This is a genomic window from Vibrio sp. RE88 (assembly GCF_013113835.1).
In the GTDB taxonomy this organism is placed as follows: domain Bacteria; phylum Pseudomonadota; class Gammaproteobacteria; order Enterobacterales; family Vibrionaceae; genus Vibrio.
Genome location: NZ_VTYQ01000008.1, coordinates 155,432 through 178,986 on the forward strand (window position 1 = coordinate 155,432; position 23,555 = coordinate 178,986).

Genomic DNA, 23,555 nt, shown 5'->3' on the forward strand with positions numbered 1-23,555 from the left:
TTAGTCTCCAAGCAGACAACTTGATTATTAAAGGATTTCAAAATGGCTGAAGCAGCACCACAACAAGACGCACAAAACTTTGCGATTCAACGTATCTTTCTTAAAGACGTATCTTTTGAAGCGCCTAACTCGCCAAATATGTTCCAGAAAGAGTGGAACCCAGATGTGAAGCTAGACCTAGACACTCAAAGTCGTGAACTTGGCGAAGGTGTTTATGAAGTTGTTCTACGTCTGACTGTAACGGTTAAGAACGAAGAAGAAACAGCGTTTTTGTGTGAAGTTCAACAAGGTGGTATTTTTACTGCTGACAAAATGGAAGCAGGCCAGCTTGCGCATTGTCTAGGTGCATTCTGCCCTAACATTCTGTTCCCATATGCTCGTGAAACGATTTCTAGCCTAGTGGTTAAAGGTACATTCCCACAACTGAACTTAGCGCCAGTTAACTTCGACGCTCTGTTTATGAACTACCTGCAGCAACAAGCTCAGCAAGAAGGCACTGCGGAAGCTTAATTGCTTTACCGCTGTTTCTCGGCATAAATAAAATGCACAGAGCATCAAAGGATGTGATGTGCATTTTTTGTTTATTGCCTACAATGGTTCCTTACACTGAAACCATTCGAAGTTCCAACTTCCAAATTTTTAATACGATCGGGCGGATTAATGACGGACTCAGACATTCAAAACGGCTACGGGAAAGAAATCGCTATGACGGTGCTTGGTGCTGGCTCATACGGTACATCTCTGGCTATTTCACTGGCGAGAAATGGCGCGAATGTGGTGATTTGGGGCCATGACCCTGAGCATATGGCACGTTTGCAGTCGGATAGAGCGAATCACGAATTCTTGCCAGATATTGATTTTCCACAATCACTGATTGTTGAGTCAGATTTAGAAAAAGCCGTGCAGGCCAGTCGCGATTTGTTGGTTGTGGTGCCGAGTCATGTGTTTGGCATCGTGCTTAACAACATTAAGCCTCATCTAAGAGCTGATTCACGTATTTGCTGGGCAACGAAAGGTCTGGAGCCAGAGACTGGGCGCTTGCTGAAAGACGTGGCTGTAGAAGCATTAGGGGAAGGGTACTCGTTAGCTGTGCTATCAGGGCCTACGTTCGCCAAAGAGCTGGCGATGGGCATGCCAACGGCGATTTCAGTTGCTTCTCCTGATGAGAGCTTTGTTTCTGAACTTCAGGAGAAAATTCACTGCAGCAAGACGTTTCGAGTCTATGCCAACAGTGACTTTACAGGGATGCAGTTGGGTGGCGCGGTTAAGAACGTTATTGCGATCGGTGCTGGCATGTCAGACGGCATTGGTTTTGGCGCGAACGCTCGAACTGCTCTGATTACTCGTGGCCTTGCTGAAATGACGCGTCTTGGCGCTGCATTAGGTGCGCAGCCAGAAACCTTCATGGGTATGGCAGGGTTGGGCGATCTGGTTCTGACTTGTACAGATAACCAATCACGTAACCGTCGCTTTGGGCTAGCTCTAGGTCAAGGTAAAGATGTGGATACTGCTCAAGATGAGATTGGCCAGGTCGTTGAAGGCTATCGTAATACCAAAGAGGTCTGGCTATTGTCACAGCGCATGGGTGTCGAGATGCCAATTGTTGACCAAATTTATCAAGTGTTGTATCAAGGAAAAGATGCACACATGGCAGCAAAAGATTTGCTTGCTCGTGATAAGAAATCAGAGGCGTAAACGTCCAAAGACACGGAAAGCGAAAAACACTTAAGCAAGCTTAGGTGAAGGGTTGAGAAATGAAACATTGTGAAAAACAGAAAGTATGGCAAGCCATTGTTCGCGAAGCGCGAGAGCTTTCAGAACAAGAGCCAATGCTAGCAAGCTTTTACCATGCGACGATCATCAAGCATGAAAGCCTAGCAGCCGCGCTGAGTTATATTTTAGCCAACAAGCTGAACACAGCGTCTATGCCAGCGATGGCCGTGCGAGAAGTGGTTGAAGAAGCTTTTAACGCTGATCACTCGATAACAGAGGCGGCGGCTTGTGACATCTGTGCCACAGTGAATCGAGATCCTGCGGTTTCCATGTACTCAATGCCTTTACTGTACTTGAAAGGCTATCATGCTTTGCAAGGTTATCGTGTAGCGAACTGGTTATGGCGCCAAGGTCGCATAGCACTGGCCACTTACCTGCAAAACCAGATTTCAGTGGCGTGCCAGGTGGATATTCACCCGGCGGCAAAAATTGGTCACGGTATCATGCTCGACCACGCAACGGGCATAGTGATTGGTGAAACGGCGGTCGTCGAAAATGATGTCTCGATTCTGCAAGACGTGACGTTAGGCGGTACTGGTAAAGAGTGCGGAGATCGACACCCGAAGATCCGCGAAGGGGTGATGATCGGCGCGGGTGCCAAGATCCTTGGCAATATTGAAGTGGGTGAAGGCGCTAAGATTGGGTCTTGCTCTGTCGTATTGCAGCCAGTTCCTGCTCACACCACGGTGGCGGGTGTGCCAGCTAAGATTGTTGGCCGTCCTAAAACGGATAAGCCCTCACTGGATATGGATCAACAGTTTAACGGCCGTTCACAAAGCTTTATTGGTGGAGATGGCATTTAAAGCTGAACTACTGATAAGAAAACAAAAAAAGGGTTGAAGTTTTGGCTTCAACCCTTTTTTATCGCATTAGCCTAGAGAGGCTAATTCAGCGAGTACTTCTTCAGCCCATTCAATCCACGCTTGGCGAACCAATAGATTACGGCGAAGCGTTAAACGTTCCAAGCGCTGCTGTTTATCCAAAGTCGCAGGCGTTGAATAGTACGCGTTTTCTATTTCTTGATAGTGAGCCACTAGCTTGCGTGATTCCTCAACCAATTCGGCCAACTGTTCACGATAAGGTGCGGAAGGTTGAACGGCGCAAGCCATCAACTTAGCGGAGAATTCATCACGAACTGTTGGATGTGCTGTTGGCTGATCGAACCATTCACCTAAAGCGACACGGCCTGAATCTGTGATGGAATATACTTTGCGGTCTGGTTTACCTTCTTGAGGTTCTAATACGCAGGTAACCAACTCATTCTGAGCCATTTTATTTAGCTCGCGGTAAACTTGTTGGTGGCTTGCTTTCCAGAAGTAACCAATAGTGGCGGAAAATTCTTTGGTGATATCATATCCAGTTGCGTCGCGTGTGCTCAGAACTGTCAGGATAACGTGTGGTAATGACATGTCTTCAATCCAAATGGTCAAATAACTACTAACAACTGCTTAGTTACTGTCGTGCTTCTGTGGCACTTATCATCAGTTAATTTCTTTAAGCAGCGCCAACAAAGTTGGCCATGTCACCTTAAAAGCCGTTTTATCACCTAGAGCGATATGTAGATGTTGTTGTGTATCGCAAGGGAGCATTAGTATATCTAAATAATAAGCATAAAGTGGAATAGAAGGACAAAATAACCCAAAAAACTGATAATTTGCTCAATAAATGGATATTTTGGTTCATTATCCTGTTTGATTGATAGTTTTGCCACTTTTTTGTTTAAATAATGCTATTTGATTTGACGTTTTCAGAATCAGATATAGTAAAGGCTGCCCGTTAAGACAGCCTTTTTTGTACTTTGTTACAAGTTTATCCTGTGTTGCGCATGCCCGCTGCAATACCAGCGATAGTCACCATCAATGCTTCTTCCAGCTCAGGTGATGCCGCGTTGCTCTGACGAGTGCGATAAAGCAGTTCAGCTTGCAGCATGTTCAATGGCTCGACGTAAATGTTACGTAGGCGAATAGACTCTTGACCCCACGGATCGCTTTGCATCAGGTTCTCGTTATTCTCAACATTGAGTACTGCTTTGATATCTTGCTGAAGTTGAGCTCGCAGCTTATCACCCAGAGGGAGTAATTTAGGATCAGCTAAGCGCTCATCATAGTAACGCGAGATCTCAAGGTTACACTTGGTGTACACCATTTCCAGCATGCCTAAGCGAGTGGAGAAGAACGGCCACTCACGACACATCTCTTCGAGTAGCGCCTGATGACCTTTATCGATGGAGTATTGAATCGCTTCACCAGCACCTAACCACGCCGGCAGAACCAAACGGTTTTGGCTCCAAGAGAAGATCCATGGAATCGCACGTAAGCTTTCTACACCACCCTTTGGATTACGCTTGGCCGGACGAGAACCGAGAGGCAATTTACCTAACTCCAATTCTGGCGTTGCCTGACGGAAGTACGGAACAAAGTCAGGTTCATCTCGAACGACGCTTCGATACGCCTCACAACTGACCTCTGAAAGTACATTCATCAGATCGCGCCACTCTTGTTTTGGTTCAGGAGGCGGCAGCAGGTTAGCTTCCAAGATCGCACTGGCGTACAGATTGAAGCTATTGACAGCAACTTCAGGTAAGCCGAGCTTGAAGCGGATCATTTCCCCTTGTTCTGTCACTCGCAGGCCACCTTTCAAGCTCTTCGGTGGTTGAGACAATAGAGCTGCATGAGCGGGCGCACCGCCTCGACCAATGGTGCCACCTCGACCATGGAATAGTGTCAGTTCAACCCCTTCTTCTTCAGCGACTTTGACCAGTGCTTCCATCGCATGATACTGAGCCCAGCCCGCTGACATCACACCAGCATCTTTTGCTGAGTCAGAGTAGCCGATCATCACCATTTGGTGGTTCTGGATAAAGCCACGGTAGAGATCAATGCCCATCAATTGTTTGATGACGGATTCGGCATTATTCAGATCGTCTAACGTTTCAAACAGTGGGCAGACATCCATTCGATATGGACAGCCTGCTTCTTGCAGAAGTAGATGTACGGCCAATACGTCAGAAGCCGTGCGCGCCATAGAAATCACGTAAGCCCCAAAGGCTTCACGTGGTTGGGCGGCAACAATCTTACAGGTATCGAGTACTTCTTGGACTTGCTCGGATGGTTGCCAGTCACGTGGGAGAAGTGGGCGTTTGGAGGCCAGCTCATTGGTCAAAAACGCTATCTTGTCCTGCTCGCTCCACTGGTTGTAATCACCAATGCCAAGGTAGCGAGTTAGTTCTGATAAAGCATCGGAGTGGCGCGTACTTTCCTGACGAATATCGAGGCGCACGAGGTGAACCCCAAAGGCTTTGATTCGACGTAGCGTGTCTAGAAGCGAGCCATCAGCGATGATGCCCATACCGCACTCATGAAGAGATTGGTAACAAGCATAAAGAGGTTCCCATAACTGTTCGACACGTTGAAGGGGAGCTTTAACAGCCAGCTTCTGACCGTTTACTTTTGCATCCAGTATTTCTTTGGTTTCAGTCAGCAAGGTACGCAGCTGCTTTAGCACGGCACGGTATGGTTCGTGTTCATCTTCTCCCGCGAGCGAGCGTACTGCGTCATTACAGCGAGTCATCGACAGTTCACTGACCAGCTCATTGATGTCATTGAGGTATAAATCTGCGGCTTTCCAGCGTGACAGCAACATGACTTCACGGGTAATGGTATGGGTGACAAATGGGTTCCCATCACGGTCGCCACCCATCCAAGAAGAGAAATGCACAGGGCGAGCATCAATAGGCAGGCCTTCTTCAAGATAACCACGCAGACGACCGTCCAATTCGCGTAAAAAGTCAGGTACCGCTTCCCATAGGGAGTTCTCGACGACAGCAAAGCCCCATTTGGCTTCATCAAGAGGAGTTGGGCGCTGCTGACGAATGGTGTCAGAGTGCCAGCCTTGGGCAATCAATTGTTCGAGGCGACGTTCAGTCTTCTGACGTTCTTTGGCTGACAGGTCGTTTAACTCGAGTTTCGACAAACACTTATTGATTTTGACCAGCTTGTTGATCATGGTGCGTCGAGTGATTTCGGTTGGGTGCGCAGTAAGCACTAACTCAATGTTGAGATCTCGCACCGCTTGAGCAGTGTCGAGTTTGCTTATGTCGTTTTGGCTAAGTTTGGAAAACAGGTTGTTGATGGCGTCTGGTTCGCAGACATGTGCATCGCAATGACGTGAAATAGTGTGGTACTGCTCCGCCATGTTCGTCAGGTTGAGGAATTGGTTAAAAGCGTGGGCAACAGGCGTCAGTTGCTCATCGGGTAGGCTTTTAATTTCCTCAATCAAGCTTTCACGATCGGATTGATTGCCAGAAAGCGCAGACTTAGAAAGCTTACGAATCGTTTCTACTTTGTCCAGAAGTGCATCACCATGGGCATCCTTGATGGTGTTACCGAGCAAGTGTCCTAACATGCTCACGTTGCTTCTGAGTGCAGAGTATTTCTCGTTCATTGTCATCCTGCCTTGTAAAAAAATTACATCCATTGTTCCTTGTTAAGTAGACAATCTAGCGAAAAATATCGCTGTGAGTCAAATGCTGTAGGCTAAGATTGCAAATATTGTGCAAATGAATGCAACTGAGATGATGCGGCGGTTTTCTCTATATTTGTTGAAATTTTATTACAGAAATACGAGCTGATTCAAAACTCGTTTATTGTTCAATCCCTATATGAGCATGAACGTATTCGCGGATAAAAGGCACCACTTCGGCTTCGAACCAAGGGTTACGCTTTAACCACAAAGTATTTCTCGGAGAAGGGTGAGGTAGGGGCAAATAGTGAGGTGCCCACTGCTGCCACGCTCTGACGGTTTCGGTGAGTGTTTTCGGTTTGTCTTGCAGATAATAGTTTTGTGCATACTGGCCTATCAACAGCGTCATACCGATGTTAGGCAGTTGTTCGAGCACCTTACTGTGCCATTGCGGGGCACACTCTTTTCTTGGAGGGAGATCGCCGCTTTTGCCTTTGCCGGGATAACACAGCCCCATGGGCATGATGGCTATCTTGCTTGAGTCATAAAAGGCCGTTTTATCAAGCTCAAGCCATTGCCTTAATCTGTCACCGCTCGGGTCATTCCAAGGGATGGACGTTTTATGCACTCGGGTCCCTGGCGCTTGGCCGATGATCAGTAGTTTGGCTTCTTTACTCGCCTGAATAATGGGGTTGGCTCCCAGAGGTAAATCAGGCTCGCATAGCCGGCACTGGTGAATTTGCTGGAGCAGATCTTCTAGCATCAGTAACCTTTATCGAGATCGACTTCATTCAGTAGAGAAAACCCATCTCGCCAACGTTGATAATTGTCAGCAAAGATCTCGACCACCTGCTCAGGGAAGCTGAGAGCGGCGATATGTGGAGTGATCGTAACCGCTGGGTGGCGCCAGAATGGATGACTGGCTTCGAGTGGCTCGTTTTCAAACACATCAAGAAAGGCATGGGCAATGGCTTGCTCTTCTAGAGCGGCAAGTAAACCGTTCTCACACACGACATCACCGCGGCCCACATTGAACAGTAAGGCGGATTGGCAGTGACTGAGAGACTGATGATTAAGTAGATGATGCGTTTCTTTGGTGCTGGGCAGAGTGTTAACTACTGCATCGACTCGGCTCAGCACACTGTTTAGCTCCTGAATATGGTAAGTTTCGTCAAAAGGGGAATGCATAGACGGAATACCACTGCGGTTAATACCGATCACTTTTATGCCAAATGCCTGAGCCGTTTTGGCGAGATGGTTACCTATCGAGCCAGTCCCTAAAATCAATAAAGTGAGCGCGCTTAGAGATTGATAGGGTTTGGGTTCCCATTTGGCCTGATTCTGACTTTCTTGATAGTGCAAAAAGTGGCGATGATGTTGAATAAGGTAACCGAGAACGTATTCTGAGATTTGCTGGCCAAATATCCCCTTCACATTGGTGAGGAGAAAGTTCGGGGTGTTGCTGGTGAGAGCGTCGACACCAGCATAAACCGATTGCATCCATTCTACGTTGGGAAAGTCATTAAGCCGCTTGGCGACCAGTGGTGGAGAGGCGAGTAAAATAGCCGCATCTTCTGGATTGTCGGTGATCTCGAGATCCGGTAACTGCAGCTTGTCGATCTGCTGCTGGTAAGTTTCGTTGTGCTCAGTCAGTAAATAGACTTTGTTGGTGAAATTGTTCATCGGCTTCGCTTTTTTCCACTATGGTTATCAAGTACACTTCCGCTGTCTTTTTCTGAACCAATGAGTCCTTATGCTACAGAACCCTCTTCAACTTCGTCTTGAGAAGTTAGAACCTTGGAAGCAGATTACCTTTATGGCGTGTCTGTGTGAACGTATGTACCCTAATTTTGCGATGTTTTGTGACAGTACGGAATTTGCAGAGCCACGTATTTATCGCGATATTCTGGATAGCATTTGGGAGCAACTGACAGTCAAGGGTGCCAAGGTTAATTATGAGCGCCAGTTGGAGAAGTTAGAAGAGATTATTCCAAGTTCTGAAGATTTTGATTTTTATGGTGTCTACCCCGCGATTGATGCTTGTATTGGTTTGTCTACCCTGCTACATGGCTTGTTGGATCGCGATGACTTATTTGAAAGCATGCAAAAAATCAGTCAACAGTCGGTACAGACGGTTGCTCAGCTAGAAGAAGCGCAAACGGGCCTTGAGGTCACCAATGACAATCAGAAAGACAATGAAGCGGTTTGTGAAGAGTGGGATGTGCAGTGGGCTATTTTCCGTCCGCTGAAAGATGCTCAGGAACGAGACATTGAACTGATTAAAGATCTTCGCTTTGAGTTAAGAGAAGATGGTGTCAGCAATATTGGTGTTAGCCTTTAATGAGAAACGGGAGCCATAGGCTCCCGATTTTATTAGTGGTCTTCTTTTTTGGTTTGTAGTTCAGAAACCTGATCTTCTTCATCGTCATCACGACTTTCAATCACGCCGTGTGTCTCTTTCCATTTCTCCCAACGCTCAAACGCAAGCTCTTGCATGTCGGTAGCTCTGTCCGCTTCATCGACGATCTCTTCCCCAACTAAGTGCTCGAAGATATCTTCCAGCGTCAGGATCCCCTGAATGGTGCCGTATTCATCAACAACCATCGCTAACTGGAGGCGTTTAGCCATCATCTGCTCAAACGCTTTTGGCAGAGATAAGTTGTTCAGTAGTACGTGAACCGGACGCATCACTGCCCCTAGCTGCTTCTCGCCACAACCTGCCTGCTGAAGTTTAAACATCTCTAAGCGGTGTACAAAACCGATGATATTGTCTTTGGACTTGCTGTAAACCAGTGGGCGAGAAAATGGCGTGTCTTTATGCTGAGCAAGAAACTCATTGATGCTCATCTCTGCATCAACACGGAACACGACCGGACGTGGTGTCATGACCTGAGTGACAGGGACGTCCTGAATGCCAAGCAGGTTGTTGAGAATTTTAGTCTCACCTTCCGCAAATTCACCACTCTCTTTAGCCAGAATCGCCATTGCAGAGAGCTCATCACGCATCTTCGGTGCTTGGTGACCGCGGGCAAGGCGTTTGGTGATCTGCTCTGAAAACCACACAAACGGTGTCAGTGCCCACACCATCCAACGTAATGTAATGGCGGCCATAGGCGACAGCTGACGCCAGTATGTCGCACCAATGGTTTTAGGCACGATTTCCGATAGCACAAGAATACCCAGGGTTAACACACCTGAGAATACGCCTAGCCATTCGCTACCAAAAACTACAGCAGCTTGTGCACCTGCACTGGCAGCGCCGATAGTGTGGGCAATGGTGTTCAGTGTCAGGATTGAAGCCAGTGGGCGATCGATATCCGCTTTCAACTTTGATAACTTTTCTGCGGCCGGATGCCCTTGTTGGCGCAGTTGTGCCAGATAGCTGGGAGTAATACTCAGAAGAACCGCTTCGAGGACCGAGCAGATAAAGGATACGCCAATCGCAACAGAGACGTAGATGGTTAGCAGTAACATAAATGTCCTATATCAGGTTTATACCACCACCGAATTTTGCAATGTACCCATCAAAATTATCAATTATGAAATGAGTCACTATGCCTGGGCATTATTGGTGTGAGTATTTTATATTCGCTTCAGGCCCCACAATATCAGGCTTCGTGGACTATCAGCGTTTTATAAATAAGGTTAATTATGATTAAAAACAAGCCTTCGTATAGGAGAGGAAGGTAACAAATTGTGAGTTAATACTCATATTATGGTTAAAAGTACGTCATGAAAGCCAAAGATCGCTTACAAACCTTTGCCAGATGGGGCATTTATGCTTTAGAGTGAGTTGAATTCGATAACATATGAGAAGGGAAACCTAATGAACAAGACCCAATTAATCGACTTTATCGCAGAGAAAGCAGATCTATCTAAAGCACAAGCTAAAGCTGCTCTTGAAGCAACTCTTGACGGTGTGACTGATGCACTTAAAGAGGGTGACCAAGTTCAACTAATTGGTTTTGGTACATTCAAAGTAAACCACCGTGCAGCTCGCACTGGCCGTAATCCAAAAACTGGTGATGAGATCCAAATCGCTGCTGCAAACGTTCCTGCATTTGTTTCAGGTAAAGCTCTGAAAGACGCAGTGAAATAATTTATAATGCGCCAAGGTAGTCTTCTGTCTTGGCGCATCACTGTCATGAAAAAACGTTTATTCTCTTCACTAATCACTTCTTTTATCGTTGGTTGTTCTTCCAGCGTTCCTACTCCTAACTTAGATCAGTTCGCTTATTACACGGGCGGGAAAAGCATGGGCGATGCCACAAGCTTATACTGGTATACGGAAAAGCTCGCTTCTCCTAATGCTGCTGCAGACTATGTGACGGCAGGGGATTATGGTTGGTATAAAACCGACTACAGCTGGACCGAAGGGGAACTGAGAGAACTGATTCGTGAAGGCGAACAGCTTAAAGGCGAACAAGGGCTGGTGAAATATCGAGTGCATGTTCGTTTTAATAAAGATGGTGAAGCGGTTTATCAGCAGTACCGATTAGATGGCAAAGTGCTTCCGGTCAAACCAGCTGAACTCGAACGCTACAAAAATGATGCGATGACTGTGGCAACCGTGACGAAAGAGCAGGATAAAAAAGGTCAGGAGCTGATTCAGGGCTACTGGGACGGTTCAACGTTTGAAACCTGTTCTGGTCAGAGTTACTCTCGATTGGAGTTTAACCAGACACTGCCGTCATTTGTGGTGAATCGCCTCGCTGGGGTGGACAACTATGTAGCTTTCCTTGGGTCGACACGCACCAATCGAGTCATTGTTGAAGACTTACTCATGTTGGCAGATGAAGACCACTCCTGCATTGAAAGACCGAGTCTGCTGTCTGATTAAAAATACAAAAGGCGCCTCAAGAGGCGCCTTTTTTGATACTGAGAGATTATTCGCCTTGTTCGCGCTCTATCGCTCTGTAACCAATGTCGTTACGATGGAACATACCATTCCAACTGACTTGCTTAGCCAGCGCATACGCTTGCTGCTGAGCGTCTGAGACGCTATTTCCCAGTGCTGTTGCACATAGAACACGACCACCATTCGTCACAATGTCGCCAGCTTCGTTGTTTGCAGTGCCGGCGTGGAAGATCTTCTGACCTTCGACTTCGGTAGCCGGCAGAGAAATCACATCGCCTTTTGCGTAGTCTGCTGGATAACCTCCTGCGGCGAGAACCACACCGATAGACGCACGTGGATCCCATTTAGATTCTGCTTGGTCTAGTTTCTCGTCGATAGCCATTAGGCAAAGCTCAACCAGATCAGATTCCATACGCATCATAATTGGCTGGGTTTCTGGATCGCCAAAGCGGCAGTTGTACTCGATGACTTTCGGTGTACCGTCTTTGTCTATCATAAGACCAGCGTAAAGGAAACCAGTGTAAGGGTGGCCTTCTGCATCCATACCACGCACGGTTGGGTAGATAACCTCTTCAAGGATACGCTCGTGGATCTCTGGCGTTACCACGGGTGCTGGGGAGTAAGCACCCATACCGCCGGTGTTAGGGCCTGTGTCTTTATCGCCAACACGTTTGTGGTCTTGGCTGGTGGCCATTGGCAGAACGCTCTGGCCGTCAACCATGACGATGAAACTGGCTTCTTCACCGTCTAGGAACTCTTCGATCACCACGCGGCTACCGGCTTCACCAAACGCGTTACCTGCCAGCATGTCTTTGATTGCGTCTTCTGCTTCTTCAAGCGTCATTGCAACGATAACGCCTTTACCTGCAGCAAGGCCGTCTGCCTTTACGACGATAGGAGCACCCTGTTCACGAACATAAGCAAGAGCTGGTTCAATTTCTGTGAAGTTAGCGTACGCTGCAGTTGGAATATTATGGCGTGCAAGGAAGTCTTTGGTGAACGCTTTAGAGCCTTCTAGCTGCGCAGCGGCTTGAGTAGGACCAAAGATAGGCAATCCCGCTTCACGGAAAGCGTCAACCACACCAATAACGAGTGGCGCTTCTGGGCCCACAATCGTCAGCTCGATTTTCTTCTCTTTAGCGAATGTCACCAGCTCAGAGATTGCTTCCACGCCAATGTTTACGTTTTCTAGCTTTGGCTCAAGCGCGGTACCTGCGTTACCAGGCGCAACGAATACTGTCTCAACGTTTGGGTTTTGTGCTGCTTTCCAACCTAAAGCGTGCTCACGACCGCCAGCACCAATAATTAGTACGTTCATGTTTTAAAATCCTCATAGCTGCTTCAGAGCCTTTATTTCTGTGTCAAACATGCTCACTTATGGTCATAAGCTTCGCGTGTTTTCCTTGAACTAAAACCACTGACTTGCTCTACGTATTTCAAATATCGGAATATTTAAAAAAACAAAATTATAAGTTTTGCTCAAAGTAATTGGTGATGTGGTTAGGCAGCAATTGAGCCCATCCTCGGTCACATAGCCTGCTATGTGACCGAAGGGCTAAAGCCGCTAGAGACGCCACAGTGCCAAATACGAAGAGGACATTAGTGGCGGAAGTGACGCATACCGGTAAAGATCATCGCCATGCCGTGTTCGTCCGCTGCTGCGATAACTTCGTCATCACGCATAGAGCCGCCCGGTTGAATTACACACTTGATGCCCGCTTCTGCCGCCGCATCGATACCGTCACGGAATGGGAAGAATGCATCTGATGCCATCACACAACCTTCGACCTGTAGGCCTTCGTCTGCAGCTTTGATACCTGCGATTTTCGCAGAGTAAACGCGGCTCATTTGGCCTGCGCCTACACCAATCGTCATGTCGCCTTTTGAGTAAACAATCGCGTTAGATTTCACGTACTTCGCTACCTTCCAGCAGAATAGGGCATCTTTCAGCTCTTCTTCAGTTGGTTGACGCTTAGAAACCACTTTAAGGTCGTCTAGGCTTACCATGCCTTGGTCGCGGTCTTGAACCAGTAGACCACCGTTAACGCGTTTCACGTCGAAGCCAGTTGTTTTAGTTGTCCACTCGCCACATTCAAGTAGGCGAACGTTCTTCTTCGCTGCAACAACCTCAATTGCTTCAGCAGAAACAGATGGTGCGATGATAACTTCAACGAATTGACGCTCAACAATCGCAGATGCTGTTGCTGCATCAAGTTCGCGGTTGAACGCGATGATACCGCCAAATGCCGATGTTGGGTCAGTTTGGTAAGCGCGGTTGTACGCTCCAAGAATGTCTTCGCCAAGTGCAACGCCACATGGGTTTGCGTGCTTTACGATCACACACGCTGGCTCATCGAACTCTTTCACGCACTCAAGCGCTGCGTCCGTGTCTGCGATGTTGTTGTAAGAAAGGGCTTTGCCTTGGATCTGGCGAGCAGTGGAAACCGAAGCTTCTTCAGGGTTTGCTTCAACGTAGAAAGCAGCTGCTTGGTGGCTGTTCTCACCGTAGCGCATGTCTTGCTTCTTCTCGAATTGCTGGTTGAATGTGCGAGGGAATTTGCTCTCTTCGTCACCTTCTTTGTTCTCGCCGTAGCTAGGAACCATAGTGCCGAAGTAGTTTGCGATCATGCCGTCATAAGACGCGGTGTGCTCGAATGCCGCGATAGCGAGATCGAAGCGTGTTTCTAGCGTAAGAGACGTTTCGTTTGCGTCCATTTCTGCGATAACGCGGTCATAGTCGTGTGCATTTACAACGATAGTCACGTCTTTGTGGTTTTTCGCAGCAGAGCGAACCATTGTTGGGCCACCGATATCGATGTTCTCAACCGCGTCAGCAAGCGTACAGCTTTCTTTAGCCACAGTTTCAGCAAATGGATATAGGTTAACGACAACTATATCGATAGGGTTGATGCCGTGTTTTTCCATCACGTCATCGTCTTGACCGCGACGGCCTAAAACACCACCATGAACTTTTGGGTGAAGCGTTTTAACGCGTCCGTCCATCATTTCCGGGAAACCCGTATAATCGGATACTTCTGTGACAGCAATGCCTTGCTCAGCTAGTAAGCGGGCAGTACCACCTGTGGATAGGATATCGACACCGCGTTCAGCGAGAGCTTGGGCAAACTCAACAATACCTGTTTTGTCTGATACGCTGATAAGGGCGCGGCGAATTGGACGAGCGTTGTTCATGCTTCCATCTTCCTCAAAGTCATGGAGTTAAACTAAAGATATTTGCCAAAAATGAACTTGTTTTTATCTCGTAGGGATAAAAGATTGGCCAGTTTTGGTAAAGACCTTTTTGCCAGTCGAGACTGGACAGATATTAGACTCTAAACTTGATGGCGCACATTCTAACTAATTTATTACAAAAAAGCTCGCGCAATCGTTTGGCATCTCAAAAATAATTATGAAAACCGTGCTTTTTAACTTAAAAAGTAACGAGATAGTTAATAAGGAAAGTTATGTTCCAGATTGGAGAACTGGCAAAGCGTTGTGGTGTGACCACCGATACTTTGCGTTTCTATGAGAAAAATGACCTGATCCGTCCCATGGGGCGCAGTGAATCGGGCTATCGTCTTTATAACGAAGAAAATCAGAAACAGGTCGGTTTTATCCTAAAAGCCAAAGACCTAGGGCTAAGTCTGGAAGAAATTCGCGAGCTGCTGGAGATAAAGCTAGAAGCCACCGAGCACAGTTGTGCAGAAGTAAAAGCCATTACCTCGGCAAAGCTTGAGGTGATTGATGAAAAGATTGCAGAGTTGACCCGTATTCGCCATGCATTGAAGAAAATCAACGATGCGTGTTGTGGTCATATTGATGACGATGCCAGTCATTGTTCGATTTTAGGGGCGCTGGGCAGTGAAGAGCGCCTATCGACTTGCTGTGATGAGCCTTAACTCGCCTGCCGAATTTTGGCTTGAATCGCGGACTGAACCTTCATATCCGGCAAGTTATCGTGGTAGAGCGTGACTTGATTGCGACCTGTCTGCTTAGAGTAATACATCGCTTTATCTGCCTGAACCAAGAGTTCTTTCACATGAGAGATGTCTGAGGTGACTTCTGCGATGCCAATACTGACGGTTGGATGAATGATATGGCCGTCGACACTGCAAGGGGCATTTTCAATTGATTGTCGGATGCGCTCGGCAATGTCGTAAGCCTGAATGGCATTGGTATTTGAGAGTACAATGCCAAACTCTTCGCCGCCAAGTCGACCAATGTAGTCACTGCCACGAATCTGTTTCTGACAAATTCTGGCAACCTGAGTGATGACTTCGTCACCCGAAAGGTGGCCGACTTGATCGTTGATTTCTTTAAAGTGATCGATATCGATCATCAAGCAAGACAAATTACGCTGAGTCTCATTGTAGCTTTGTAATTCTTGCTCAAGAGCTTCAAGGAAGGCGCGGCGGTTGAAGATACCGGTTAGCTCATCGGTTTCGGACAGGCGCTTTAGCTCTTCCTGACGGCGATAGTTGCTCGTGATGTCACGTTCTTGCCACAGGACATACTGGGTGCCATCTACTAAGCACAGTGGCTTAATGGTGGCTTCGAACCACATGTCTTCAGGGCCATCTAGTGTTTCCAGCTCATCAATAGACAGTTGCAAGCATTCGATAGGGCTGACACTGTACTGTACAACCAGAGGTTTGGCTGACTCGCTAACATCTTGTATGTAGCTGAGTAACTGGTCGGCTTTATCCTGTGGAAGGATGTCGTGAAGCGTTTTATTGGCGTAACCATTTTTTTCTAGGCGAACGGAGTGGAACGTTCCCCCAAAGCCCTCGACAAAGCGCCCCGACTGCTCTAAAACGAAAAGTCGGTCAGGAAGTTCATTCAGAATCAGGCTTAGCCATGCTTCCCTTTGCTTATCAAGCATATAGTTTTATCCAACAACAGATGAACACCGCATTATATCTAGACAGGTAGTGATGGCAATCGTGACAGATCACAGTTTGCTTACTATTTGCTCAGTTAGATAGCATGAAAGTGAGACTTAATATGCGTTTGGTTTCTCTGCTCTTTTATAGTCTCAAAAGTAAAACATGCAGAGCAGTGAGTGAGCAAATGAATTGAATTTTATAAATTAAAGGCGGTTAAAAACGGAAAAAGCCGAATCCATTTGGAATCGGCTTTCTCAAAACAAAATTCGTCAGAACGTATTAGTTCATGCCGTATTTTTTAAGTTTCTTGCGAAGAGTACCGCGGTTGATACCCATCATAGTTGCTGCGCGAGTTTGGTTACCGCGAGTGTATTGCATGATGGTATCTAGTAGTGGCTGTTCAACTTCAGCTAGAACTAATTCGTATAGTTCTGTGACTTCTTGGCCGTTTAGTTGAGCCAAGTAGTTTTTAAGAGACGCTTTAACAGAGTCACGTAATGGTTTCTGAGTAATCTGGTCCTGTGACGTTACTGTAGTTACTGTTAATGCTTCTGAAGTCAGATTTTGTTCGAACATATTCGGTCTAGCTCTTCTCTTAATTATGATGCAACGTTTAGCCATCGTATCTGAAGCGTTCGCTTCAAATAGTTAGGCTTTATCAAAATACTCTTCTAACGCTTCAAGTTGCAGCTCTGCTGCCTCAATCGCGTTGAAGGCACGGCGAAACTCACTTGCTTGCTCATGCTCTTTTAGGTACCAACCTACGTGCTTACGCGCGATTCGTGGCCCTAAGTACTCTCCATAAAAATTGTGGAGTGCATTCACATGACCCAGCAGAATGTCTTTCACTTCCGCGGACGGAAGGTCAGGCATCGTGGTGCCGTTTTCCAAAAAGTGTTGGATTTCCTGGAAAATCCATGGACGACCTTGGGCGGGACGTCCAATCATCAGAGCGTCTGCACCGGTGTACTCCAGTACGCGCTTGGCTTTCTCTGGGCTATCGATATCACCGTTTGCGATAACCGGTATCGAAATTGCCTGCTTGACCGCTCTGATGCTGTCATATTCGGCCTCACCTTTGTACATACAGGCTTTTGTTCTGCCATGCAGAGCAAGCGCTTGTATGCCGCAGTCTTCGGCTAATTTAGCGATTTGGACACAGTTTTTATTGTCTGGGTCCCAGCCTGTTCGGGTTTTGAGTGTCACTGGGACATCGACTGCATTGACTACCGCTTTCAGGATATCTTCGATGATATCTGGGAAGCGAAGCAGTGCAGAACCGGCAAGCTTCTTATTCACTTTTTTTGCTGGGCAGCCCATGTTGATATCGATGATTTGCGCACCGTTCTCAACACTAAACTGAGCAGCATCGGCCATCAGTTGTGGATCCGCACCCGCAATCTGTACAGAGCGAATGCCCGATTCACCTTCATGCACCATGCGCTGCTTGGACTTTGACGTTTTCCATAGCTTTGGGTTTGAGGACATCATTTCACTGACGGCCATCCCAGCACCATAGCGGAGGCATAACTCTCGAAACGGTCTATCGGTCACTCCCGCCATTGGGGCGACGATGAGATTATTCTTAAGTTGATGATTTCCGATTTTCAAAACGTCTTCACAGCTTAGTACCAGCAAGGGCGCGCATTTTACGCATTTTTTTCCGCTGTGAAAAGACTAATATTTGAGCATTTACAAATTGTTTTTGTAATTTGTATGAATTTCAAACAATTAGCCCTGAAAGTCTTATCTAGCCTTGCTTTCGACCAGAGATGCGACACCATTCACTTTGCTCCTTGATAGGATCAATGTGAAGTTCATCACGGTAATAGTTAGCCACATCTTCTGCTTGTGTATCCAGCACGCCAGACATCGCCAGTTCACCGTTCGGTTTGACTAGAGACTTGATAATCGGTGACAACTCACGAAGTGGACCGGCAAGAATGTTCGCAACGACGACGTCAGCGATCAGGCCCTCTGGTTGATCTTGAGGTAGGAAAACTTCGAGCTTATCGGCAACACCATTGCGTTCGGCGTTGTCTTTTGAAGCGATGAGAGCCTGAGGATCAATATCGATCCCGATGACCTTTTCGGCACCGAGTTTGATTGCGGCGATCGCTAAGATGCCAGAACCACAACCGAAATCGATCACGGTTTTACCCGACAGATCTAGCCCTTCCAACCACTCCAGACATAGCGCAGTGGTTGGGTGAGTACCAGTACCAAAAGCGAGGCCAGGGTCTAACATCACGTTGACCGCATCCGGCTCTGGGACGTCTCGCCAGCTTGGACAGATCCATAAACGTTCACCAAACTTCATTGGGTGGAAGTTGTCCATCCACTCTCGCTCCCAGTCTTTGTCTTCCAACTGCTCCACTTTGTAAGCAAAGCCCTCTGGTAGCAAGTTGCTGTTCTTAGTCTGTTCAATAATAAACTGAGTGTCCGCTTCTGCGTCGTACAGAGCGAGAATATCCGTATCACCCCACAGACGAGTTTCTCCCGGCAAAGGTTCAAATACTGGCGTATCCTGCGCGTCTAAGAAGGTTACAGACAGTGCTCCTGTTTCTTCCATTAGCATGTCGCCGATTTGCTCAGCGTTGTCGTTGGTCGCATTGAGTTTGATTTGAATCCAAGGCATGGGTATGTGCTCGTCTAGATAGTTAGATTTAAATTTGCGCAGAGTGTAGCAGAACTCGGGGGTTTATTTGAGTCCAGAGTGCGCTGAAAACAAAAATGCTCACCGAAGTGAGCATTTGTATCGTGTCAGTAATCGAATTACTGCAGACCCAGTTTCTTCTCTAGGTAGTGGATGTTCGCACCACCGTGTTGGAAGTTTTCGTCGTTCATGATGCTTTCTTGCAGCGGAACGTTAGTCTTAATGCCTTCGATGATCATCTCACCGAGTGCGTTCTTCATGCGAGCAATGGCAACATCACGGTTTTCACCGAATGTGATCAGCTTACCGACCATTGAGTCATAGTGCGGTGGTACTGTGTAGCCCGTGTAGATGTGCGATTCCCAACGAACGCCCATACCGCCTGGTGCGTGGAAGCGCTCAATCTTACCAGGTGAAGGTAGGAAACGTTCAGGGTCTTCTGCGTTGATACGACACTCAATCGCATGGCCGCGGATCTTGATGTCATCCTGAGTGAATGACAAAGGCTGGCCTGCTGCAACACGAAGCTGCTCTTTGATCAGGTCAACGCCCGTCACCATTTCTGTTACTGGGTGCTCTACCTGAATACGTGTGTTCATTTCGATGAAGTAGAATTCGCCGTTCTCGTAAAGGAACTCGAAAGTACCCGCACCGCGGTAACCGATTTCCAGACAAGCACGCGTACAACGCTCACCAATGTACTTACGCATTTCTGCTGTGATACCCGGAGCAGGCGCTTCTTCAACCACTTTCTGGTGACGACGCTGCATAGAACAGTCACGTTCACCTAGGTGGATAGCACCGCCTTGACCATCAGCAATCACCTGTACTTCAACGTGACGTGGGTTTTCTAGGAATTTCTCCATGTAAACCATGTCGTTGTTGAAAGCTGCTTTTGCTTCTGCACGCGTCATCGCGATAGCTTCTACTAGCTCAGCTTCAGAGCGAACCACGCGCATACCACGACCACCGCCACCACCAGAGGCTTTGATGATGACTGGGTAACCGATGCGTTTAGCGTGCGCTTTGTTCGCCGCTTCATCATCGTTTAGAGGGCCGTCAGAACCTGGTACACAAGGAACGCCCGCTTTTTTCATTGCAGTGATAGCAGAAACCTTGTCACCCATGATGCGGATCGTTTCCGCTTTCGGGCCAACAAAGATAAAGCCGCTACGCTCAACTTGCTCTGCAAAGTCTGCATTCTCAGACAGGAAGCCGTAACCTGGGTGGATAGCGATCGCGCCCGTTACTTCTGCTGCAGAAATGATACGTGGGATGTTCAAGTAGCTATCGATACCGCGAGCTGGACCGATACAAATTGCTTCATCAGCAAGAAGAACGTGTTTCAAATCACGGTCTGCTGTTGAGTGTACGGCAACGGTTTTGATGCCTAATTCTTTACATGCGCGAAGAATACGAAGCGCAATTTCGCCTCGGTTCGCGATGACTAATTTATCTAACATAAGAGACAGCCTCTATTATTCGATAACAACAAGTGGTTGGTCGAATTCAACTGGCTGACCATCGTCAACTAGGATTGCAGTAACTACACCAGATTTGTCTGCTTCGATTTGGTTCATCATCTTCATTGCTTCAACGATACATAGAGTTTCGCCAGCGGTTACTGATTGACCTACTTCGATGAATGCTTTCGCGTCTGGGCTTGGAGCACGGTAGAAAGTACCGACCATTGGAGAAAGAACTTGATGACCCGTTGGTACTGCTGGCGCTGCTTCTGCTGCTGGAGCAGGTGCTGCTGCCGGTGCCGCCGCAGGAGCTGGAGCAGGTGCCGCTGCAACTGGTGCTGCTGCGTATTGAATTGGAGCTGGTGCCGCTGAACCGTTACGGCTGATTCGTACCGACTCTTCACCTTCAGAGATTTCTAGCTCAGCAATGCCAGATTCTTCAACTAACTCGATAAGCTTTTTGATTTTACGGATATCCATCTTTTCTTTCTCTTTTATCTTGTGAATAAGACAGCTCTCTGTGAGCTGCAGAGTGTGTTCATTTACTGTGATAGTAATTAAGCTACTGTGCCTGCAATGTGTTTACGGCAGCAGACAAAGCGAATTCATAACCTTGTGCACCTAGGCCGCAAATCACACCTTGTGCCTTATCTGAGAGATAAGAGTGATGGCGGAAAGGCTCGCGTGCGTGCACGTTGGATAAATGTACTTCAATAAATGGGATAGAAACGCCGAGTAGGGCGTCTCGCAGAGCAACACTAGTATGTGTGAAGGCTGCTGGGTTGATGATAATGAAATCAACTTTGCCAAAAGATTCGTGGATTTTCTCAATCAGTTCATATTCGCGATTTGATTGCAGATGCTCTAGTTCAACACCAGCTTTGTGGGCTTGCTCGGTTAAAGTGTCGATAATCTGTGGTAGGGTTTGAGAACCATAGTGACCAGGTTCGCGTAGACCCAACAGATTTAAATTTGGACCATTTAAGACAAGAATGCGTGATTTAGCTGTCATTGTGCTGCCATCTTCCTACTTCATGATATGAACTGGAATCTTCCCATAATATTGCCGATTCAGCGTGATTATATTGTCAAATTTTACGCTGGATCTTTAAAATAGACCCAGATTATAGCCAATTCAGCGCATTTAGCAGCAATTTACTGGTCTAATCTCCCGTTTCTGAGATGAAAAACTGCTACCAAGGTAACAAATTTGACTGCTTTGTCTTGGATTTCAGCTCGCTAGATATGTTCCAACAAATAAAAAAGCCGCCACAAATGTGGCGGCTCGGTCTTGTTTTGCTATTTCTATGCAAGTTCTGCTTTTTCGGCGATTAACTTATCAACAACGCTTGGATCGGCCAGTGTTGAGGTGTCGCCTAAGTTGCTAGTATCACCAGTGGCTATCTTACGTAGGATACGACGCATGATCTTACCCGAGCGAGTTTTCGGTAGAGAATCTGTCCAGTGCAGCACGTCTGGCGTGGCGATTGGGCCAATCTCTTTACGTACCCAGTCCTTCACTTCTTTATGCAGCTCTGCTGATGGGAACTCACCATCGTTAAGCGTAACGTAAGCGTAAATGGCCTGACCTTTGATGTCATGCGGGATACCAACAATCGCTGCTTCTGCAATCTTATCGTGGGCAACCAATGCCGATTCAATCTCTGCGGTACCCATACGGTGACCGGAGACGTTGAGTACGTCATCAACACGGCCTGTGATCCAGTAGTAGCCGTCTTCGTCACGACGAGCACCGTCACTGGTGAAGTACATGCCTTTGAACGTGGAGAAGTACGTTTGCTCAAAGCGCTCATGGTCGCCGTAAACGGTACGCATTTGGCCTGGCCATGAATCAAGGATCACCAAGTTGCCTTCTGCAGCGGTCTCTTCAATGATGTTACCCATGTTATCGACTAACGCAGGCTGTACGCCAAAGAATGGACGAGTGGCAGAGCCAGGTTTTAGTGCTGTAGCACCTGGTAATGGAGTGATGAGGATGCCACCGGTTTCGGTTTGCCACCAAGTATCGACAATCGGAGATTTCTCATTACCAATCGTCTTGTAGTACCACTCCCATGCTTCAGGGTTAATTGGTTCACCCACTGAGCCCATGATACGCAGGCTGTCACGGGTAGTGCCATCTACCGCTTCATTGCCTTTTGCCATCAACGCGCGAATAGCAGTTGGCGCAGTGTAAAGAATATTGACTTGGTGTTTATCAACAACTTCACTCATGCGGTTGGTGTTCGGGTAGTTTGGTACCCCTTCGAACAGAATGGTTTTTGCACCATTAGCCAGAGGGCCGTAGATGAGGTAAGTGTGACCTGTGATCCAACCTACGTCAGCGGTACACCAGAAGGTCTCACCTGGCTGGTAGTCGAAGACATATTTGAAGGTCATGGTGGCGTAAACTAGGTAACCGCCTGTGGTGTGAAGGACACCTTTAGGTTTACCGGTTGAACCTGATGTGTAGAGGATGAAGAGTGGGTCTTCCGCTTTCATCTCTTCTGGTGGGCAATCATCTGAAACTGAGGCCGTTGCTTCATGCCACCAAACATCGCGATGCTCATGCCAGTCAATATCACCACCAGTGCGTTTCAGCACTAGTACTTTATCGATCGTTTTTACTTCTGGGTTGGTCAATGCTTCATCGACGTTCTTTTTCAGTGGAACCGCTCGACCACCGCGCACACCTTCATCGGCTGTGACAACGACTTTTGCGTCTGAGTCAATGATACGTCCCGATAGTGCTTCTGGAGAGAAACCACCGAAAACAACCGTGTGGACTGCACCGATACGAGTACAAGCCAGCATAGCAACAGCCGCTTCAGGTACCATTGGCATGTAAAGACACACGACGTCGCCTTTACGTACACCTTGTTCTTTTAGGGCGTTAGAGAAACGGCACACTTCTTTGTGCAGTTCGTTGAATGTCAGTGTCTTATCGTCTGCTGGGTTATCACCTTCCCAGATGATTGCCACGTCGTCACCGCGCTCAGCTAGGTGGCGGTCAATACAGTTTGCAGATACGTTGAGCGTACCATCTTCAAACCAGCGAATATCGACATGGCCTGTGTCAAATGAAGTGTTTTTTACTTTGGTGAAGGGTTTGATCCAATCAACAATCTTACCGTGCTCACTCCAGAATCCTTCTGGGTCAGAGACAGACTGTTGGTACATGGCGAGGTAGGTATCATTATCCGCATGGGTATTTGTTTTGATATTTTCTTTTACCGGATAAATATGGGCTTCACTCATTGCTTTTCTCCTTGGGCTTAATTCAGAACGAATTGAGCAAGTGTTCGTTTAAAACGTTTTCCACGTTTGTCGAAATTCCCTATATCCGTAACTTTCTAGCACCGAGCGTAATTCGACAATTAGACTTTAGGATGAGAGGCCTAATTCTGCTTAGTATTGAGGAGGCTATGTTTGATTTTGAGAGTTGGATCGTAGGA

The 23,555-nt window shown here is 47.3% G+C and carries 22 protein-coding genes; 7 read left to right on the forward strand and 15 right to left on the reverse strand.

The window, feature by feature from the left end:
* Positions 1 to 42: 42 nt before the first annotated feature.
* From secB to cysE, 3 genes are all read left to right on the forward strand, one after another.
* On the forward strand, positions 43 to 510 hold the full coding sequence (secB, locus tag F0265_RS18945) for a protein-export chaperone SecB (RefSeq protein ID WP_019276827.1): 468 nt from the start codon (positions 43 to 45) through the stop codon (positions 508 to 510).
* Between the two features lie 150 nt (positions 511 to 660).
* A complete protein-coding gene (gpsA, locus tag F0265_RS18950) occupies positions 661 to 1,695 on the forward strand; it encodes an NAD(P)H-dependent glycerol-3-phosphate dehydrogenase (protein WP_006963302.1) in 1,035 nt (344 codons plus the stop codon).
* A 59-nt stretch (positions 1,696 to 1,754) separates the two neighbouring features.
* Positions 1,755 to 2,576 (forward strand): serine O-acetyltransferase, encoded by an 822-nt coding sequence (cysE, locus tag F0265_RS18955; RefSeq protein WP_006963300.1) that lies wholly within the window; start codon positions 1,755 to 1,757, stop codon positions 2,574 to 2,576.
* Between the two features lie 66 nt (positions 2,577 to 2,642).
* Here the strand turns inward: cysE and F0265_RS18960 are convergent, their stop codons facing one another.
* The 4 genes from F0265_RS18960 to F0265_RS18975 all read right to left on the reverse strand — a co-directional run bounded on the left by F0265_RS18960 (position 2,643) and on the right by F0265_RS18975 (position 7,917).
* Entirely contained in the window at positions 2,643 to 3,182 is a 540-nt protein-coding gene (locus tag F0265_RS18960; RefSeq protein ID WP_006963298.1) for a PadR family transcriptional regulator, read from the reverse strand.
* 400 nt (positions 3,183 to 3,582) lie between these two features.
* A complete protein-coding gene (gene ppc / locus F0265_RS18965) occupies positions 3,583 to 6,216 on the reverse strand; it encodes a phosphoenolpyruvate carboxylase (RefSeq protein ID WP_171750025.1) in 2,634 nt (877 codons plus the stop codon).
* A 199-nt stretch (positions 6,217 to 6,415) separates the two neighbouring features.
* Positions 6,416 to 6,997 carry a uracil-DNA glycosylase family protein gene (locus F0265_RS18970; RefSeq protein WP_171750026.1) on the reverse strand — a complete coding sequence of 194 codons (582 nt, stop codon included), beginning with the start codon at positions 6,995 to 6,997 and terminating at the stop codon, positions 6,416 to 6,418.
* Positions 6,997 to 7,917, reverse strand: a complete 921-nt coding sequence (locus F0265_RS18975; protein ID WP_171750027.1) for a D-2-hydroxyacid dehydrogenase — start codon at positions 7,915 to 7,917, stop codon at positions 6,997 to 6,999. The genes F0265_RS18970 and F0265_RS18975 overlap by 1 nt, the downstream gene beginning before the upstream one ends.
* A gap of 70 nt (positions 7,918 to 7,987) precedes the next feature.
* Here F0265_RS18975 and F0265_RS18980 point away from each other — a divergent pair, with 70 nt between their 5' ends.
* Positions 7,988 to 8,575 carry a DUF416 family protein gene (locus tag F0265_RS18980; protein ID WP_171750028.1) on the forward strand — a complete coding sequence of 196 codons (588 nt, stop codon included), beginning with the start codon at positions 7,988 to 7,990 and terminating at the stop codon, positions 8,573 to 8,575.
* Between the two features lie 32 nt (positions 8,576 to 8,607).
* Here F0265_RS18980 and F0265_RS18985 read toward each other — a convergent pair whose 3' ends face one another.
* Positions 8,608 to 9,708, reverse strand: coding sequence for a hemolysin family protein (locus tag F0265_RS18985; protein ID WP_171750029.1), 1,101 nt, complete (start codon positions 9,706 to 9,708; stop codon positions 8,608 to 8,610).
* Positions 9,709 to 10,060: 352 nt separating this feature from the next.
* Between F0265_RS18985 and hupA the strand changes: the two genes are divergently transcribed.
* Positions 10,061 to 10,333, forward strand: a complete 273-nt coding sequence (gene hupA / locus F0265_RS18990) for a nucleoid-associated protein HU-alpha (protein WP_006963283.1) — start codon at positions 10,061 to 10,063, stop codon at positions 10,331 to 10,333.
* Positions 10,334 to 10,378: 45 nt separating this feature from the next.
* On the forward strand, positions 10,379 to 11,074 hold the full coding sequence (locus F0265_RS18995; protein ID WP_253809510.1) for a DUF1481 domain-containing protein: 696 nt from the start codon (positions 10,379 to 10,381) through the stop codon (positions 11,072 to 11,074).
* A 46-nt stretch (positions 11,075 to 11,120) separates the two neighbouring features.
* On the opposite strand, the gene purD is transcribed toward F0265_RS18995, so the two are convergent.
* Both purD and purH read right to left on the reverse strand, forming a co-directional pair.
* Positions 11,121 to 12,410 carry a phosphoribosylamine--glycine ligase gene (gene purD, locus F0265_RS19000; protein ID WP_171750031.1) on the reverse strand — a complete coding sequence of 430 codons (1,290 nt, stop codon included), beginning with the start codon at positions 12,408 to 12,410 and terminating at the stop codon, positions 11,121 to 11,123.
* A gap of 281 nt (positions 12,411 to 12,691) precedes the next feature.
* Entirely contained in the window at positions 12,692 to 14,284 is a 1,593-nt protein-coding gene (gene purH / locus F0265_RS19005; RefSeq protein ID WP_171750032.1) for a bifunctional phosphoribosylaminoimidazolecarboxamide formyltransferase/IMP cyclohydrolase, read from the reverse strand.
* Between the two features lie 272 nt (positions 14,285 to 14,556).
* On the opposite strand from purH, the gene zntR reads away from it, so the two are divergent.
* Complete coding sequence (gene zntR / locus F0265_RS19010) at positions 14,557 to 14,991, forward strand: Zn(2+)-responsive transcriptional regulator (RefSeq protein ID WP_171750033.1); 435 nt, start codon at positions 14,557 to 14,559, stop codon at positions 14,989 to 14,991.
* Here the strand turns inward: zntR and F0265_RS19015 are convergent.
* The 8 genes from F0265_RS19015 to acs all read right to left on the reverse strand — a co-directional run bounded on the left by F0265_RS19015 (position 14,988) and on the right by acs (position 23,358).
* Positions 14,988 to 15,974: a sensor domain-containing diguanylate cyclase gene (locus F0265_RS19015; protein WP_171750034.1), complete on the reverse strand. Its 987-nt coding sequence runs from the start codon at positions 15,972 to 15,974 to the stop codon at positions 14,988 to 14,990. The two genes, zntR and F0265_RS19015, sit on opposite strands and share 4 nt — an antisense overlap.
* 283 nt (positions 15,975 to 16,257) lie before the next feature.
* Complete coding sequence (gene fis, locus F0265_RS19020; protein WP_000462885.1) at positions 16,258 to 16,554, reverse strand: DNA-binding transcriptional regulator Fis; 297 nt, start codon at positions 16,552 to 16,554, stop codon at positions 16,258 to 16,260.
* A gap of 72 nt (positions 16,555 to 16,626) precedes the next feature.
* Positions 16,627 to 17,589: a tRNA dihydrouridine synthase DusB gene (dusB, locus tag F0265_RS19025; protein ID WP_171750035.1), complete on the reverse strand. Its 963-nt coding sequence runs from the start codon at positions 17,587 to 17,589 to the stop codon at positions 16,627 to 16,629.
* Between the two features lie 139 nt (positions 17,590 to 17,728).
* Entirely contained in the window at positions 17,729 to 18,616 is an 888-nt protein-coding gene (gene prmA / locus F0265_RS19030) for a 50S ribosomal protein L11 methyltransferase (protein WP_038513852.1), read from the reverse strand.
* Between the two features lie 137 nt (positions 18,617 to 18,753).
* Positions 18,754 to 20,097 (reverse strand): acetyl-CoA carboxylase biotin carboxylase subunit, encoded by a 1,344-nt coding sequence (gene accC / locus F0265_RS19035; RefSeq protein ID WP_019276812.1) that lies wholly within the window; start codon positions 20,095 to 20,097, stop codon positions 18,754 to 18,756.
* 15 nt (positions 20,098 to 20,112) lie between these two features.
* Entirely contained in the window at positions 20,113 to 20,580 is a 468-nt protein-coding gene (gene accB, locus F0265_RS19040) for an acetyl-CoA carboxylase biotin carboxyl carrier protein (protein ID WP_171750036.1), read from the reverse strand.
* 82 nt (positions 20,581 to 20,662) lie between these two features.
* Positions 20,663 to 21,112: a type II 3-dehydroquinate dehydratase gene (gene aroQ, locus F0265_RS19045; RefSeq protein ID WP_006963271.1), complete on the reverse strand. Its 450-nt coding sequence runs from the start codon at positions 21,110 to 21,112 to the stop codon at positions 20,663 to 20,665.
* A 293-nt stretch (positions 21,113 to 21,405) separates the two neighbouring features.
* Positions 21,406 to 23,358 carry an acetate--CoA ligase gene (gene acs, locus F0265_RS19050; RefSeq protein ID WP_038513849.1) on the reverse strand — a complete coding sequence of 651 codons (1,953 nt, stop codon included), beginning with the start codon at positions 23,356 to 23,358 and terminating at the stop codon, positions 21,406 to 21,408.
* Positions 23,359 to 23,555: the final 197 nt, after the last annotated feature.